This window comes from Listeria farberi (assembly GCF_014229245.1).
In the GTDB taxonomy this organism is placed as follows: domain Bacteria; phylum Bacillota; class Bacilli; order Lactobacillales; family Listeriaceae; genus Listeria; species Listeria farberi.
In genome coordinates, this window is sequence record NZ_JAARZJ010000002.1 from 112,562 (window position 1) to 129,043 (window position 16,482).

Consider the following 16,482-nt stretch of genomic DNA (forward strand, 5'->3'; position numbering starts at 1 on the left):
CTCCTATCGATTGTTTGTAACTGTATCTTGTAGCATCGTAACTTCATCTAACAATTTTGCTAAATAGCGGTTATTTGGGAATTCGTCCATTGCTTCGCTGATCCGGTTCGCACGATTTTCGGTATCAATTTTGATTGCCCAAAGGTAGAAACGGAAATCGGTACCAAAATTATCGATGCCTCGTTCTGCAATCGCAAGCGCCTCATCCAGTACATCGGCATCTACTAAATAATTGATTAGATTGATATAACCTTGCTTCGTCACCTCGTCCGCATCAACAATATTGTAAAAATCAAGCGCAATATCGGCAAAATCATATTGGAAGAACAAATCAGCAATGTGGCTATTAATACTATCATGGTAGACATTACGAAGCGCAAGTAGGTAATCAGCAAACTCGCCTTTTCCAAGTGCAATCGCTCGTTCTAATACAAATAAATAACGTTTTTTGCTGATTTTCGGACCGTTTTCAAAGATAAAATCATAAATTTCACCAACATCGCTATTTTTCATGACGCGTTCGATTGGTAATTGCGGATTTTCATAGTGCCACAAGCATAAGTCAGCAGCATCAATTAACTCTTCCTTAATCCCGAATAAAATGGACGATTCGCTAATTACTGGGAAGACATTACGAATGGTCGCGATTTTCACTTCGGTAGCTTCTGCAACTGGCGGGTAAACATCCGTTAGTGACTGAACGATGAGTTCAGATAGCTCCGCGTATCCTTGTTGTGTTGTCATTGAAAGTAAACGCAATCCTGTTTCCGTACTAGAAATAAAGTTATGACGTTCCATAAATGCGAAAATTTCTTTTGGTTGATGGAATTTGCTAAGTAACATAATCATTTGGAACATCACGCCGTAATCAGAACTATTTTCCGCATATGCTTTGGAAAAATGAGTCATTGCTCGTGTGTAATCTTTTTCTTCTAAGTAAATCGTTCCTAGCATTTTGTGCGGCATAAAGTTCGTTGCTTCGTATAAAACAATGGGTTGATAGTCAATCACAGTATTTTCTAGCAAACTTTGATAAATTTCTTTCGCATCCTCAAGTTGGTGATTAACGTATAAGATGTTTGCTTTTTTTAGTGGAAATTCTGGTACATTTGGCCAAATGACTTTTGCTTCTTCAATAATTGCCAAACTTTCATCGTAGCGTTTTTCTTGTTCAAGTAGTTCGGAAATATGATAAGCACTTAGTTTTGCCCAAATATAATGGTTGTTATCACGCAAACGGAAGGCCTCCGAAAACTCTTTTAAGGCTTCTTTTTTGTTCCCAAGACGATTCATTTCTTGTCCAATATTGAAATGAACAAATCCACTGTTTTTATTATTTTTAACTTCTTTTTCTAATAAGCGTAAATTACGGTCTGATTTGTCTTGTTTTTCAACAATTTCAGACATATAACCATAATGATAAATTTTTACTTCGGCAACACCTGCTTCAATCGCATGCTTATCAACTGCTTCTAGTTGTTCGTGAATGACGCCGCGGAAACAAATGGTTCCATCATTTTTATAAACCCGTGCCATTTGATTCGTTGTTGTCACTCGCCCTTTTTCCCCTGTAAAACTAATAATTTGTACCATTTGAATTGGTTCGATTGGTGATTTTAATTGTTTTTCTAATTTGCGATAACTTTCTTCTTCTAAACATTCATCTGCATCAATCGCTAAAATCCATTTTCCCGTTGCATGTTTGGCTGCAAAGTTTCTTGCATCAGAAAAGTTGCCTGTCCATTCAAAGTCATAGACAAAATCAGTGAATTCTTTTGCGATTTCCTTGGTGTCGTCAGTGGAACCTGTATCTACAATAATGATTTCTTCTGTAAATTTTCTAAAAGACGCTAAACTTTGTCTTAAAATATGTGCTTCATTTTTGACTATCATACAAATCGAAATTAACGGCCGCATGAATCTTCCCTCTTTCTATCAATTAATTCACTAATTTTATTTTATCGCTGCTCGCTCGGTGTAGTAGATGTTTTTTCGCTTTAGGTAAATCATAAATCATACTTTGCACATCGAACGATTTCGCTACATCGACTGGTATCACATCAGTCGGCTTATCCCCGTTATAAAAACAACAAACCAAATCCATTTTACTAACAATTTGTGCTAAAAATTTCTCATAAGTCGGCTTTGTAATCACCGTATCAAAATAACTAAATGATTGATAGCTACTACCCAGGCGCTTCAAGTAGTCTATCGCGGATAAAAATGGCTCTGGTAAACATTCTTTTGGTGCAAGTGTATAAATCGATAATCGCGGAGCCAAATGCTCTTTTTTTAAGAAAAATTGCAAAACTTCATTTTCAATCGACTTATAACAAAGCAAGTGAATGTGGTTCACTGGTGCAAATTTATCGAGGTATGCTTGTATTTCTTGTTTGTCATAATCGGTTAACATATGCGAACCGCTTAAAAAAAGTTGCATTACTTTCACCTACTCATCTTCATCTAGCGTATCGCGATTAATTGGGCGCACCATTATTTCTACACGCCGATTTTTTTCACGATTTGCTGCGATATCATTTTTGGCGACGGGCCTGAATTCTCCGTAACCACGAGCGCTGAACTCGCCTGGGTTGACTTCGCTATTTTCTTGGATGATTGCTTCCATGAAATTAACAGCACGAGCTACACTTAGCTCCCAGTTGGAAGAGTAAATGGAGGTGCTTATTGGCACATTATCGGTATGTCCAGAAACAATTCCTTCCATCGTTCCTTTACCTTGCGCAAATAGTTCGCCAATTTCTTTTGCTATTTCTCGCTTCCCAGCAGATAATTCTGCACTCCCCGACTGAAATAAAATATCATCACGGATAGTAATCAATAGCCCTTCATCCGAGTATTTCGTCGTGATTTTTGCTCCCAAATGCTCTGCCGCTATATAGCTATCGATTTGTTTTTTAAATGCTTCAATCTTTTCTTCGTTTTGCTTTTTAAGTAAGGCCGCTGCTGCTTTTTTGGCTTTCTCTTGTTCATTTGCTTCCTTCTTTTTATCCTGCTCTTCCATCGCCTTCAAGACAGCATTCACATTGGGATCATCTGGTCCTTTTTCTTTGGATACATATGCTTGGTTGCCTGCCGCGCCTTCCTCGACAATTTTCTTAAATGCATTTCCCATTTGTTCAAATTTCTTTGCATCAACGGAACTGGAGGCAAACAGAACGATAAATAGCGCAAGTAAAAGTGTCAGCAAATCACTATATGGAATTAACCACGTTTCATCAACGTGTTCCTCCTGCGGTTTCTTGCGACGCTTGGCCACGCTCAATTTCCTCCACTTCTCTCGTTTTCTTCCCTTTTCCATTTCGCAGCACATCTTTCTCTTTTGGACTTAAAAAAGATAATAAACGTTCTTCCACAACACGTGGTGCATTTCGCTCTTGAAGCGCGACGACTCCCTCAATCATCATATATCTCAAATGCACTTCTTTTTGTGATTTTACTTTTAATTTATTGGCAAATGGCGTCCAAAGTACGTAACCAGTAAAAATACCGAAAATCGTACAAACAAACGCCGCGGCTATTGCTTCGCTAAGTTTATCTGGATTCGACATTTCGCCCATCGCATGAATGAGTCCCATTGCTGCTCCAAGTACACCGAGCGTCGGGGCATATGCTCCAGCTGATGCAAAAATCTTGGCATAAGCAGCATGACGTTCTTCCATGCTCGCCACTTCTTCTTCCAAAACATCCCGTAAAAATTCTGGGGAAGATTGTCCATCTACAACTAGACGCATGCCTCGTTTCATAAATGGATCTTCAATTTCATCGACAGAGTCTTCTAGCGCAAGTACGCCGCTACGCCTAATTTCATCAGCATATTCCTTGTACTGCACAAGTATCTCTACTTTGTCTGGCATCTTTTCTTTAGTGAAAAGAATTTTAAACAGTTTCGGCACTACTTTTACATCACTCCATGGGTGCGCCATCATAACAGCTGTAATTGTCCCAAGAATGATGACAATTAATGCTTCTGCGCTAAATAACATCGCCAGTGATATATTTTGAATCATAAATGAACCCGCAATGACTATCACTGCCAACACAAGCCCTATAATCGTTGTTATTTCCACGTTACTTCATCTCCCACCTACTTTTTTCAGCGAACTAATTCCACTTCGTTTAACCAAAAAGCAATTAACTCATTCTCCATTTCTGGTAAATGAACGAAAAACGCTTTAGCATCCGCTTCACTTGCAAATGCTTGCGAACGGTAGTTATCTTCTTCCACGCCTTTTAAAGCGAGAAAATAAAATGACTCGAGCCGACCAAGAATGACTTCTTTATCCCCGATCTCGTAACCTACTGTTTGTCTAATTTCAAATTCATTTGGTAAAAAAAGTTGCTCTTTCTTTTCAAGCATGAGAATTTGTTCTGCAAGTCCAGGTTTGTCCTCGAAAAACGCTAAATTTTTAATGTTTTCTATTCGTCCCATCTAACCAACTCCATTTCTTTTTTTGCTAAGTTTTTATGTAGAAAAAATTATTTAATGTGGCAAGTCCGTAGTCAGCTGGGTTTAAAATCTGTTCTGATCCTCCGATAAAAAGAACGCCACCACGTCTTAGTGAATCTGCAAATTTTTGGTACGCTTGATGTTTTCCTTCTGCCGTGAAATAAATCAACACATTACGGCAAACAATTAAATCAAAGCCTTTTTCATAATAATCGGTCAGCAAATCGTGCCGTCTAAAACGAATTGACTTTCGATATTTAGGCAAAATCTGATATGTATCCCCTTTTTCGATGAAAGAACTACGTCGTTCTTGTTCGTTTAATTCTTCCATTTGGCGGCTTTGATATTCTCCAATGACCGCGCGTTTTAAAATTGCTGGCTCAAGATCCGTTGCTAAAATATCATAATGTCCTGTGCCAACAGAACGTTCCATCATTATTGCTAGCGAATACGGCTCCTCCCCCGATGAACAAGCCGCGCTCCAAATCCGAAGCTTCCCGCGGCTATCTTCAAGTAACCTTGGAAGGACTAGTTTTTCCAGCGCATCCCAACGATTGCGATTACGGAAAAACGACGAAACATTAATCGTAATCAAACTAATAAATTCATCTAAAAGTCCAGCATCTTTTTTGAGATGTTTGAAAAATTCTCCAAACGTTATATATTTTTTCTTCACAATAAATGACAAAATCCGACGTTTCATTTGTGTTTCTTTATATAGCGCTAAATCTAAACCTAAGTCCCTTTTGACGACACGAGTAAAGTAAAGATAATCCTTTTCCAAATCTGGAATCATTCTTTTTCCCCTCCCCTTAGCTAGGTCGTTACTGACGAATTAATCCGGTTGCTTCTTTGTCGTACACTTTATCAAACATATTAACGACATTTTTGGAAGCTTGTACCATGCGCTGGTTATCCATCAGTTGTACCATCTCAACGCCTAAATCGACATTGGACGTTTCCAGTACACCGTTTTGAATATTCCCTTGTCCAGCTGGTAGATTCATGGTGTTTATTCCATTTACATGAAGCCTTCCTTCTCCGTCTTTCACTAAGTTGTCCACTTGATTTGCTGAAACAAATTTTGTTCCAAGACGTCCCAAGTATTGATTAGTTTCTGCATTATATAAATCACCGTTTGCCTCGGCTCGAATAGCTGTTTTTTGGCCAACTTGAATCGCTTCTCCTGTTGAGCTGAGTATATTGGCGCCGTCTGCCGTCCGCAAGAAACCAAATTGATCAGTATGGAACTGTCCGCCTCTTGAAAGAGAAATCTCACCATTTTTGGCAGTAATAAAAAAATTACTTCCTTGTTCTGGATTTGTGTCTTGCATAAAGAAATCTCGGTCGCGGTTCGTAATGTAACTTGATCCAGCCGTTAAATTAATATGTGCCGCAGCTGGTCGAACGCCGTAATCAATCGTTCCAACTTGCTTAGCGACAGGACTGTTCTGATAGTTCACCTTATTCCTCGAAATAATTTCACTTGTGAGCTGATCAAATTTAAAACCTGGCGTCTGCGCGTTAGCCACGTTATTAGAATGAACCTGAATATGTTGCATATAGTTCATCATTCCAGCTGCTCCAATGTATAATCCTTTCATTCCAGTACCTGCCTCCTATCCGTCCCAACAAATCGTTCTGCCAACCAACGACTTTTTGGTCTGAAAATATTTTCAGTTATATTTTGCCCGTCAGTCATATAGAGCACCGGCAAATTCGTTTCTTGCATCACCGTGTATAAATCACCAATTCGGGTTGTTTCATCCATTTTTGTAATAATAAAACCATCGATTGGAATTTCTGCTAGTTTTGGTAAAATCGTCATCACATCAGCACTTTTCATGCCAGAAGAAAATGTAAAACACGTTAAGTCTGGATGAACGACATTCGTATATGCAGCGATTTCACTTACCGATTCCTCCGCCAAATAGTTCCTGCCAACCGTATCAATCAAAATATGATCCACACCACTAACATACGTCATGTACTGCACGGCTTCTTCTAGTTCAGCCGGGCTCGTCGCAACGATAAGTTCCACATCGAGTTTGTCCGCATAACCTTGAAATTGCTCTACTGCACCTGAGCGGAAAGTATCTGTTGTGATAAAACCAACTGTCCGGTTTTGTTTTAAGAGCTGCCATCCAAGCTTTACAAGCGTAGTCGTTTTACCAACACCCGTCTGCCCTATTAACGAAATGATTCGGTGATTACTTAAATCAAATGAATCTTCCACCGCTAATTTTCCGGATAAATAAGGGACAAACCAATCTGTAATATCATCCAAATGCGCTGTTTCTACTTGTTTAAATTGCTTCCGACCCGCCTGCATAAAGTCCGCCACATACGTATCACTTATTCCTCGGCTCTTCAAAAATTTCACGAAATCACTGTTTTGCTCACGTTCTTCCCGCATTTTCACAGCAAGCTCTCGGTTTAACGCTGCCAGTTCAAGGCGCATAGTCGAAAGCTCTTCTTCCTGTGTTTTGCGTTCCTCAAGGAGTGGTGTTGACTGAGCAAGTTCCGCCCCCGCGGCAAGCATCTCTAGTAGTTTTTCCTTTTTTAATAAATCGTCCGTTTTTGGTCTCGTTTTCACAACCGATTTTTGAAACGTTTCCTGGAAGTCCATTCGACCATCAGCTATCGCCACTTCACTCATAATGACCGCCGTCACTTCATATTGTTTCTTAAAAATCCCAAGCTTTGTGACACGTTCATCCGTAATTTTATATGGCTCACTTGTCGCTAAGCGTATCTTTTTATGTATTTCTCGCTTAGAGTTCGCCTTAAAAATTTCCATCTTTTCTACTAAATGTTTTCCCATTTCTACGGATTACCTCCCTCATCAAGTTGGTTCAATCAAAGCAATTTGCTCCACTTCTGTTTCCGGCGACAGTTCACTAATAGAGAGCACCGGTACATCCAATTGATACCTTTCTAGAACTCGTACAAAGCCAAAACGAAAATCTTTCCGTCTTGTTAAAATGACTGGTTCGCGTCCAGTAAGTTGCGCTTTATTTACGGTATCTCTAACTTTTTGGATGATTGGTAGTTCTTTATCGAGCGCCCAGTTCAGCGCGTAGCCATAATACGGCGTGTTAACAATTTCCGTATCCATCTCAATCGAATCTTGTAAAAGTAGCGCGTAAATTTTGCCATCTTGGTTTTTCGCTTGCTCACAAATGACTTTTGAAATCCGCTCCCTGACAAAAGCTGTAATGCCATCAAGATCATTCGGATAAATCGTTTGTCCATCAATAATCCCTTCGACAATCGTTGGCAAATCGCGAACCGATATCCCTTCTTTCAAGAGTTGTCGTAGCACCCCTTGAATTAGCGAATAATCAATTTCTTTTTTCTTAATTTCATCAATTAAAATTTGATTTTCATCAGCAAGACCATCAATTAAATCTTTAATTTGCTGGCGCATCAGTAGTTCATGCAAGTTCTTCCTTAGCACAACATCCAAATGCGTAATTAAAATACTAAGCGGCTCGAGCACTTGATAGTTTTTCATTTGCGCGTCTTCTAACTCTCCTGGCAAAATCCAGTAACCATCCTCCCCGAATATCGGATCCTTGGTCGGCTCCGCATCGAGGTCCATCATCACACCCGGCGTTTTCAGAGCTAACAAATGACCCGCTTTCAAAACGCCACTCGCAACCGCCACGCCTTTGACTTTAATTTCATATTTTCCACGCGGCTGAAAACTCGTATTATCTTTAAAATTAATCCCCGGAACCCCAATACCTAAATCTTGTAAAATCGATTTCCGCATTAAGACGACTTTATCTTTTGCCGTTTCTCCGTTCATTTTTTGTTTCACGAGTGCCGCGATATTTAAGCCAAGTTCAACAACCACTGGGAATTTTTCTCGTGCTGCGCCAAATGCTTGGTTATGCTCTGCCTCAGCCGAATTTGTTTCCGACTGAATAAGTTCCATTTCTTTTTCCAGTTCCAACTGTTCTTTTTTCTTTAAATTGAATTGCGTACGATAGCCGATTATTCCAAGTACTACGCCAATCCCGACAAATGGAATCGTTGGTAGTGGGCTAAATACACCCATTAAGATAAACATGGCAGCGAGCGTATAAACGACCACCGAGTTTTGCATTAATTCTTTGAAAATCCCGACTGCAACGTTATCATCTGATCCGTCAAATACCCGAGTAACAATAACCCCAGCAGACATCGCCATTAAAAGTGAACCAATCTGGCTCACGATGCCGTCCCCGATTGTTAACTCCGTATATTTCACCGCAGCTTCCCCGAACGAAAGCCCACCTTGGACCATACCGACAATTAAACCGAATACAATATTGACAACTGCAAGCAAAACGGTAAAAAGAACGTCCCCTTTTACAAATTTCCCAGCTCCGTCCATTGCCCCGTAAAATTCGGTTTCCATATTCAAGTATGCGCGTTTTTCTTTCGCTTCCGGTTCTGTAATCAACCGTTGATTCAAATCCGCATCAATCGCCATTTGTTTACCCGGCAAGGCATCCAGCGTAAATCTTGCTGCTACTTCTGCTGTTCGCGAAGAACCATTTGCCACAATAAATTGAAAGACAATTAGAATAATAAAAATTACAATCCCAACAACAAAGTTACTGCCAATAACAAAGTTTCCGAATTGCTTAATTACTTGTCCTGGATCTCCAGTAGTCAAAATCGCTCTCGTTGTCGAAATATTTATCGAAACCCGAAATATCCCCATCAAAAGTAGCAAAGAAGGAAATGACTTTAATTCATTCCAATCTTTAATTGATGTGGCACGCATGTAAACTAACACAGAGAACGCCAAGATCGTCACAAGCACTAAATCCAACACAAATGGAGGTAATGGCACAATAAGTGCAATAACAAACGAGACCGCAATCAAGATAGCAAAATATTTTTTTATAGCACCTAAATTCCCCATTTTGAAACCTGCCTTTTCTAAGTTTAGAAAGGTCGCTCATATGTTGTTAGAACTTGATTTTGTCTGCGTCCATCAATTCTTTCATCACTTCAATAACATCTTTATATAAATCTTCTTGTATGTATTCATCTGGATTCGTCGTATAGTAAATACTTCGTGCCAGTTGTCTATTTGTAATCATTGGCACCCCGTCCGTATCCGCCACCTGACGAATAAATAGTGCCAGCTCGTCTTCCCCTTTAACGAGCAATTTCGGTGCATGATCTTTTGTTTTGTCATAACGCATCACAACGGAAATATGTGTCGGGTTGTTCACCACAAAAGTCGCGTCCGCCATTTTTTTCGTAATCGAACCTTGGAGAAGCCCACGCGCAATGCTTCTTTGGCGCTGTTTCACTTCCGGTCGACCTTCTGAATCTTTCATTTCGTCCTTAATTTCTTGCTTCGACATCCGCAAGCCTTTTTTATAGTCATAGCGCTGGTAAAAGAAGTCAAGCAGCCCAATTACCGCGATTACTAAGAATAAAGCTAGAAATTCATTTTTGAATAAAGCGAAAATTTGCCCGAGGGAGTAAAGCCAATTTTGTCCGGTGTAACTAATGAGCGTATCTAAGTGATCCCGAAAGCCAATGTAAGCTACATAAGATAGTAGTGTAATTAACAGTAAGGCTTTCACAACCTCAACAATTCCTTTGACACTAAACACACGCTTAAAGTAGTTCGCTGGATTTAGTCGTTTGAATTGAGGTTTCACAGCCTTCGCGGAAAATAAAATCCCGACTTGCACCCCGTAGTTCATCAATCCGAAAATCACAACCATCACCATAATTGGAATCAACACTTTGCCAAACTCCATCAAGTAAAACAAACTGTAACTTTCCATGTTCGCAAGCTTTGGAGGCTGTTTCAAAAGAGCAACAAATGCTTGGATTGTGTTTTTAATAAACATTTCTCCAAAAAAATAAAGAAGCCCAGCTACAATCAGCAGTGAAAAAGCATTATTAAGTTCTTTACTTTTCGCCACATTACCTTCGTTTCGAGCTTTCTTAATGCGGCGCGGCGTTGCTTTTTCTGTCTTATTATCCTTCGCCAAGCTTTTTTCTCCTCCCTATTTTTTCAGTAAATAATCAAAAAACGACACATATTGTTGAATCATCTCATCTGTCAAATTTTTAAAAACTGTACTCAAGATAGGAACCGCGCACGCAAGGATGAAAATCCCAAACGTAATTTTTATAATAAATGCATTCATAAAAATGTTGATTTGCGGAGCGCTCTTAGAGATAAAAGCAAGAATAATATTAACGATAAAAATACTACCCATAATCGGAAGTGCAATCGAAACCGCTGATGCGAGCGCAAAACCAAGCGTCCCGAGCAGCAAATCAATAAACCCTTTTTCAAATAAAATCGAAACCGAAGCCGTAAATTCAAACGATTTCATTAAGTAATAAATTAAGTAATCCATGCCTTGAAGTGACAAGAATATTACGACAAAGAAAGTATCTAAAATCGCAGCAGTAATCGAGTTTTGCGTCCCGTAAGATGGATCAATCAAGTTTACTTGCGAAAAACCTAAATCATAATCAATCATAAAACCAGCCATTTTTGGAATTACCGCAATAATTTCCACTAATTTCGCCAGCGCTAATCCAAATACCACTTCAGACGTTACCCGGAGTAGCAAATCAGGTAGCGTTGTAATATTAGAAACATCCACCCAGGTTGCAACTGGAATGGAGATTGCCATTCCGAATACCACTTTGACACTGTTCGGAATGTTACGCCCTTTTAAAAGCGGAAAGAAAAATAAAAAACTGGCAACTCGGCTGAAAACAATCACTACAGCAAGGAAAAATTCAAACTCCATGTTTACACCCTAATCATCAGGGGTAATTTGGAAAAGATTCCTACAAATAAATCCGTCATGTGTTCAAACATCCACGGTCCAAGAATAAAGAGCGCCACTACAAAAGCAATAATCTTCGGTAAAAACGTCAGCGATTGGTCTTGAATCTGCATCATCGCCATCAAAATCGCTACCACAATTACGACCACGATACAAATGAGCGACACCGGCAAAATAAGCGCCAGCCCACTATAGAAAAAATCTTGAAAAATTTGCGTAATCGGCGTTAAATTCATTTTGCTACTCCCTTAAAAGTGAATTGTTTGAAAAATCATGTTGGTAATCAGTCCGTACCCACCGATGAAAATAAAAACAAGAATCTTAAACGGTAAGCTAATGGTCATCGGCGGAACCATCATCATCCCAAGATACATCAGTAACGTACTAACAATTAAATCTATAAAAATAAACGCTAAGTATATAAACATCCCAGTCAAAAAGCCTTGGGTAATCTGTGTCAAAATAAACGCAGGCATTAAAGCCATAAGAGGGGCATCTTCTTTTTTAGTTACTGGGTCTTCTCCTTCTGCTTTCAACATCATGTTAATATCATGCTTATATGTATTTTCCGCGACATATTTTGTTAGAAGTGGTTGTGTTTCGTCCCATACTTTGGATGCGCTCCACTCTTCCTTTTGCGAAGGTTTATATACATCGTCATACCAAGCTGTAATTAAAGGTTGCATCATAAACAAAGATAAAAATAACGCCAGCCCTACAAGCACTTGATTGGGCGGTAAGTTTGTCGCACCAAGCCCCTGCCTCGTTAAACCAAGAACGATAATACAGTAAGTAAAGTGTGTGAACATTAATACAATCGATGCAGACAAAGAAAGGACCGTAACTAGTACAAACAGCGCCACACTAGAATTAACTCCATCCGTCCCATTCACACCAAGTGAGTCCAGCCAACTTTCGGCATGCACATTCACACCTGGCCAAAAGACAACCAATGAAATTGCAAAAATAACAATAAAAGATACTTGAAATACTCGTCTAGAAGCTATCTTACGCATTTTCCTTAGTCTCCTCTTTCAAAAGTAATTCTCGGAAAAGTGCTTCATTTTGGTCATTTTTTCCTTTTAATGACACTGTTCGAATATCATTATTGGAAATAATCGCCAGCACTTTTTCCCCATCTGCCTCTAGAAGAACTGCACGTAACTGATGAGAGATTAAAAGGGTGTCTTTCAACTTTATAAGGTCATTTTCGCTTTTTCTCGTGCGATTCGCTTGCTTGTTTTTCTTAACTAAAAAATAAGAAATTCCAGCAAGTACTGCTAAAAGTACAATAATTTTTAAAAGTGACAAAAAATATTCCATTCAAATAAGGTAAATTCACCTTTCACTCCCTTCATCAGATTACAAAAATAAATCATTTTTTCAAAATATATATCAATAAAGTGTTTTTTGTAACTGCAATATAAAATTTTACACCAAATCCTGAAAAAATCTATACTTTTTTTAAAAAATGAAATTGTGTGTAAAAATAAAAAAACAGCCATTGTAACAGCTGTATCAAAGGAAAACTTCTCATTATTCGATTTATATTTTTCTATTTAACTCAAAAAAAGGTTCTTCATACCCAATCCTTTTGACCTACTCACGTTCCCTTTACACAACCAACATATATTGTTATTATAAAAATAAACAGAAAATCAATAATACTATAGGATAGAGAGGTATGTGATTGTATGCCTAAATCAGAAATAAGAAAATTACTTCAAGAAATCAAAAAACAAGTAGATAATCCGGGGAATTCATCTACTACTGAAATTAAAAAAATGGCTTCAGAAGCTGGCATTAACGAACAAACTGCCGCAGAAATCTACCAATTACTCACTGAATTTTATCAAGCCGTGGAAGAACACGGTGGAATCGAAAAATATATGCATTCCAATATTAGTTGGTTAAAAATCGAATTAGAACTACTTTCCGCATGTTACCAAATTGCTATTTTAGAAGATATGAAGGTCCTTGATATCTCTGAAATGCTTAGTCTAAATGATTTGCGGATTTTCCCAAAGACTCCAAGCCAACTACAAAACACCTATTACAAACTAAAAAAAGAACTTATCCAAGTAGAAGATATTCCGAAAAATAAGCCAGGAAGAAAAAGAAAAACACAAAAGAATACGAAAAAAGAAAAAACCAACATTTTCGGAAAAGTAGTTCCAGCTGAATTCAAAGCGCCAACTTCCATCAAAGAACAAATCAGCTACGACAAATCACGCGAAAAGAATCTAGTTGATTTACTTTCCGGCGTTAAAAGCAATGTTCAACTTTTAAGTGAAAATCAAGGTGAAGAAAACAATGTATATGACTTACTAAAAAGCATCTACTCACTCTCTTCCCTTGCCGTACAAAAAGAAGAACTCGACAAAAAATATCAAGATCTTCAAACAAAATACCATGAATTGGAACAAGAAAACTCCTACTTAAAACAACAAAACGAAACAATGACCGACTCGTTCCATACACTAGTGTTACAAGTAGCTGATTTCGCTTATGCCAGTGATTTAGACCAAATCCAAGCACTACCACTTTTCAGCCAGCAACTTGTTGTAACACTGAATCAACTTGGTGTATTCAAAGAAAATTATAAACAAATGTAAGTTAGGAGAGGGGTGTTACGATGTATATCGAGATTTATACAGTAAATGGTGAATCAATTCGTCTTGATGACGATGCAAAAATTAATAACATCAGCATCCACGAATTATCCAAAGCAGATTTGAAAAACCTTTTTAACGAAAAATGTATCGAGTTAACGAAATACGACTTAACTTACTTTATTAATACAAATCAAGTGAATTGGTTCCTTGTAAGCGAAGGAATCCATTAAAAAAACGAGCTAGAATTAACTTCTAGCTCGTTTTTAATATTTAAATATCAAATTCACTATCTAAATCACCGTATTGGTTTGGTCCATCACTTTCAAGACACATAAAGACAAGCATAATAATTCCACCAACAAACGGAATTAAATTAAACAATACGAATAAACCACTTTTCCCTGCATCATGTAAACGACGAACCATCAGACTAATTGTTGGAAGTAATATCGCTAGTAAGTATAACCATACAAGAACCATCATAAAGAGCGCCCCACCACTACTCGCAATACCAGTTCCCCCGAGAGCACTTTCCATAAATATAGAAATGCCAAAAATAAGAGCTAAAAAGTATAATACTGCAAAAATAATTGTATTCCAAAGAACGACAAACCAATAGGCAGACCGCGGAGCTCGCCCACTAAAGTTAACGTAATTTTTCCAAAATGATTTATAAGCTTCTAAAAATCCCATATTTCCTCCTATGTATATAAATTTACTGTTCTTCTAAGAATATACGTCCCCACTCCATTATACAAGCTTATGCTATAAAAATTCATAAAATGGACACAATTCAATTTCCCTAGAAAACCGAGTCTATATTCACGGGTCTTTAAGCCTATAATTAGCAGAAATAAGGATAATTTAAATATAAGCAATAATAAACCTTTACATAAAAAGAACAATTTAAGATGGCAATAGTTAACAACATAAAATCAATTCCAGACCGCCGTTACTTTTCCACAAAAAAATACTCCTAGTGGTTGCTAACAACCGCTAAAAGTATAAAAGGGAGTTTAAGGTAAGTAAAGACAACCCACTACAAAAAAGGGAGAAAAAGTAATGGCATTGTCGTTGCTTATGGTTATATAATACCCGCCTCACTCAATTCCAACCCTTTTTTAGTATTAAAATTAGATGACGAATTTAACTAAAATGCAACAGAAGCTCTCTACCAATAAACGATTACAACAAAAAAGCACTTGGATAAATATTTCATTCCAAGTGCTTTTTTTAATTTACGATTCCTTATGATTTTTATACCATTCTTCTGCTTTTGAAGTGGCAATTGGGATGGCGCGACTTTCTGGGTAGCCATCTTTTAAGAGCGCATTGCCGATTTCAATAGCTTTTTCGCGTTCGGACTTTCTTAGATTTTTCCACGAATCCGGATAATCATTTTTTGTCCACGGCACGATCTTTCACCTCGCTTTTAATTAATAGGAGCACCGCCAGTAATTCCGTATACTTGACCGGTTGTATAGCTTGCTTCATCTGATGCTAGTAGCACATAAGCGCTCGCAAGTTCCGCTGGTTGACCTGCTCTTCCAAGGGGCTGATCTTGGCCAAATTCTGGAATGCTATCTTGCGGTTGCCCACCAGAAATTTGTAGCGCCGTCCAAATTGGTCCAGGTGCAACTGCATTAATGCGGATTCCTTTTTCACCTAGTTGATCTGCTAAACTTTTTGTCAGCGAAATTAAACTGCTTTTTGTCATTGCATAGTCAACAAGGTGAGCACTTGGTTTAACGCCTTGAATGGAGGACGTTAAAATGATACTTGCTCCTGCTTTTAAGTAATTAAGTGCTTCTTGAATTGCGAACACAACAGAGAAAACGTTCACTTCAAATGTATCACGCAATTGTTCAGCTGGAAGTTTTTGAATATCTAATTGATATTGTTGTAGTCCAGCATTCAGTACTAGAATATCTAGTCCACCTAACTCGTTATATGCTTTTTTCACTAAATCTTTCGCTAAACCTTCTTTTCGTAAATCACCTGGTAATAAGATACATTTCTGTCCAGCTTCTTCAACAATTGCTTTAACTTCCTGTGCATCTACTTCTTCATCCGGATGATAATTTATCGCGACATCAGCACCTTCTCTAGCATAGGCAATAACCGCAGCTCGACCTATTCCGGAGTCGCCCCCTGTTACAAAAGCTTTTTTCCCGGTAAGTTTATTAGCGCCTTGATAACTTGATTCACCGGTATCTGGTACAGGTGTCATTTTACTTTGCAAACCAGGATAATCTTGCCGTTGTTTTTCAAATTTTCCCGTATAGTATTTGTTTACTGGATTTTCTTTATTCATCATTATTCCTCCTATATTTTTGCAACGTAACCCATTACTAGATAAGCTACGAAGATTATTAAAATAGCTAGTATAAGTATCCACCAAATATTAGCACCAAGTTTTCGCTTCACTTTCTTATTCCCCATTTTAATTACCCCCTCTTATTACTTAGCTTTTCCCTAGTAGTTTTGAGCTAAAACGCAAAACATCGAATTGAAAAAGAATTGTAGCAAACTTGAAAAAAAGAGAAAACGGAAACCCGCTCTCTCTTTA

The 16,482-nt window shown here is 38.2% G+C and carries 19 protein-coding genes; 2 read left to right on the forward strand and 17 right to left on the reverse strand.

Features of this window, described 5'->3' with window-relative positions:
- Positions 1–3 precede the first annotated feature (3 nt).
- The 14 genes from gmaR to HCB45_RS02435 are packed head-to-tail and all read right to left on the reverse strand — an operon-like array spanning position 4 to position 12,621.
- Entirely contained in the window at positions 4–1,917 is a 1,914-nt protein-coding gene (gene gmaR, locus HCB45_RS02370) for a transcriptional anti-repressor GmaR (protein ID WP_185618575.1), read from the reverse strand.
- 22 nt (positions 1,918–1,939) lie between these two features.
- Entirely contained in the window at positions 1,940–2,440 is a 501-nt protein-coding gene (locus HCB45_RS02375) for a hypothetical protein (protein ID WP_185318166.1), read from the reverse strand.
- A 9-nt stretch (positions 2,441–2,449) separates the two neighbouring features.
- Positions 2,450–3,277, reverse strand: coding sequence for a flagellar motor protein MotB (locus HCB45_RS02380; RefSeq protein WP_185318165.1), 828 nt, complete (start codon positions 3,275–3,277; stop codon positions 2,450–2,452).
- The gene (gene motA / locus HCB45_RS02385) at positions 3,237–4,088 is read right to left on the reverse strand and encodes a flagellar motor stator protein MotA (RefSeq protein WP_003760939.1); all 852 of its coding nucleotides are present in this window, start codon (positions 4,086–4,088) and stop codon (positions 3,237–3,239) included. The genes HCB45_RS02380 and motA overlap by 41 nt, the downstream gene beginning before the upstream one ends.
- Before the next feature lie 26 nt (positions 4,089–4,114).
- Positions 4,115–4,450 (reverse strand): DUF3964 family protein, encoded by a 336-nt coding sequence (locus HCB45_RS02390; protein ID WP_185318164.1) that lies wholly within the window; start codon positions 4,448–4,450, stop codon positions 4,115–4,117.
- A gap of 25 nt (positions 4,451–4,475) precedes the next feature.
- Positions 4,476–5,264 carry a CheR family methyltransferase gene (locus tag HCB45_RS02395; protein ID WP_185618577.1) on the reverse strand — a complete coding sequence of 263 codons (789 nt, stop codon included), beginning with the start codon at positions 5,262–5,264 and terminating at the stop codon, positions 4,476–4,478.
- 28 nt (positions 5,265–5,292) lie between these two features.
- Positions 5,293–6,072 (reverse strand): flagellar basal-body rod protein FlgG, encoded by a 780-nt coding sequence (locus HCB45_RS02400; protein WP_185318162.1) that lies wholly within the window; start codon positions 6,070–6,072, stop codon positions 5,293–5,295.
- The gene (flhF, locus tag HCB45_RS02405; RefSeq protein ID WP_185318161.1) at positions 6,069–7,292 is read right to left on the reverse strand and encodes a flagellar biosynthesis GTPase FlhF; all 1,224 of its coding nucleotides are present in this window, start codon (positions 7,290–7,292) and stop codon (positions 6,069–6,071) included. Before flhF ends, HCB45_RS02400 begins: the two co-directional genes overlap by 4 nt.
- Positions 7,293–7,313: 21 nt before the next feature.
- A complete protein-coding gene (locus tag HCB45_RS02410) occupies positions 7,314–9,389 on the reverse strand; it encodes a flagellar biosynthesis protein FlhA (protein ID WP_003721800.1) in 2,076 nt (691 codons plus the stop codon).
- Positions 9,390–9,435: 46 nt separating this feature from the next.
- Positions 9,436–10,482 carry a flagellar type III secretion system protein FlhB gene (gene flhB, locus HCB45_RS02415; protein WP_065419682.1) on the reverse strand — a complete coding sequence of 349 codons (1,047 nt, stop codon included), beginning with the start codon at positions 10,480–10,482 and terminating at the stop codon, positions 9,436–9,438.
- 15 nt (positions 10,483–10,497) lie between these two features.
- Positions 10,498–11,259: a flagellar biosynthetic protein FliR gene (locus HCB45_RS02420; protein WP_185318160.1), complete on the reverse strand. Its 762-nt coding sequence runs from the start codon at positions 11,257–11,259 to the stop codon at positions 10,498–10,500.
- Positions 11,260–11,261: 2 nt separating this feature from the next.
- On the reverse strand, positions 11,262–11,534 hold the full coding sequence (locus HCB45_RS02425; protein WP_003718817.1) for a flagellar biosynthetic protein FliQ: 273 nt from the start codon (positions 11,532–11,534) through the stop codon (positions 11,262–11,264).
- 12 nt (positions 11,535–11,546) lie between these two features.
- The gene (locus HCB45_RS02430; RefSeq protein WP_003721796.1) at positions 11,547–12,314 is read right to left on the reverse strand and encodes a flagellar type III secretion system pore protein FliP; all 768 of its coding nucleotides are present in this window, start codon (positions 12,312–12,314) and stop codon (positions 11,547–11,549) included.
- Positions 12,307–12,621 carry a hypothetical protein gene (locus tag HCB45_RS02435; protein WP_003729398.1) on the reverse strand — a complete coding sequence of 105 codons (315 nt, stop codon included), beginning with the start codon at positions 12,619–12,621 and terminating at the stop codon, positions 12,307–12,309. Before HCB45_RS02435 ends, HCB45_RS02430 begins: the two co-directional genes overlap by 8 nt.
- A gap of 371 nt (positions 12,622–12,992) precedes the next feature.
- Between HCB45_RS02435 and mogR the strand changes: the two genes are divergently transcribed.
- Together mogR and HCB45_RS02445 are read left to right on the forward strand one after the other, a co-directional pair.
- On the forward strand, positions 12,993–13,913 hold the full coding sequence (gene mogR, locus HCB45_RS02440) for a motility genes transcriptional repressor MogR (RefSeq protein ID WP_185318158.1): 921 nt from the start codon (positions 12,993–12,995) through the stop codon (positions 13,911–13,913).
- 20 nt (positions 13,914–13,933) lie between these two features.
- A complete protein-coding gene (locus tag HCB45_RS02445; protein WP_003721793.1) occupies positions 13,934–14,143 on the forward strand; it encodes a lmo0673 family protein in 210 nt (69 codons plus the stop codon).
- Between the two features lie 40 nt (positions 14,144–14,183).
- Here the strand turns inward: HCB45_RS02445 and HCB45_RS02450 are convergent, their stop codons facing one another.
- The 3 genes from HCB45_RS02450 to HCB45_RS02460 form a co-directional block, all read right to left on the reverse strand.
- Positions 14,184–14,606, reverse strand: a complete 423-nt coding sequence (locus HCB45_RS02450) for a DUF805 domain-containing protein (RefSeq protein WP_185618579.1) — start codon at positions 14,604–14,606, stop codon at positions 14,184–14,186.
- A gap of 545 nt (positions 14,607–15,151) precedes the next feature.
- Positions 15,152–15,328 (reverse strand): DUF2188 domain-containing protein, encoded by a 177-nt coding sequence (locus tag HCB45_RS02455; RefSeq protein WP_185318156.1) that lies wholly within the window; start codon positions 15,326–15,328, stop codon positions 15,152–15,154.
- 17 nt (positions 15,329–15,345) lie between these two features.
- Positions 15,346–16,230: an SDR family oxidoreductase gene (locus HCB45_RS02460; RefSeq protein ID WP_185318155.1), complete on the reverse strand. Its 885-nt coding sequence runs from the start codon at positions 16,228–16,230 to the stop codon at positions 15,346–15,348.
- Positions 16,231–16,482 lie beyond the last annotated feature (252 nt).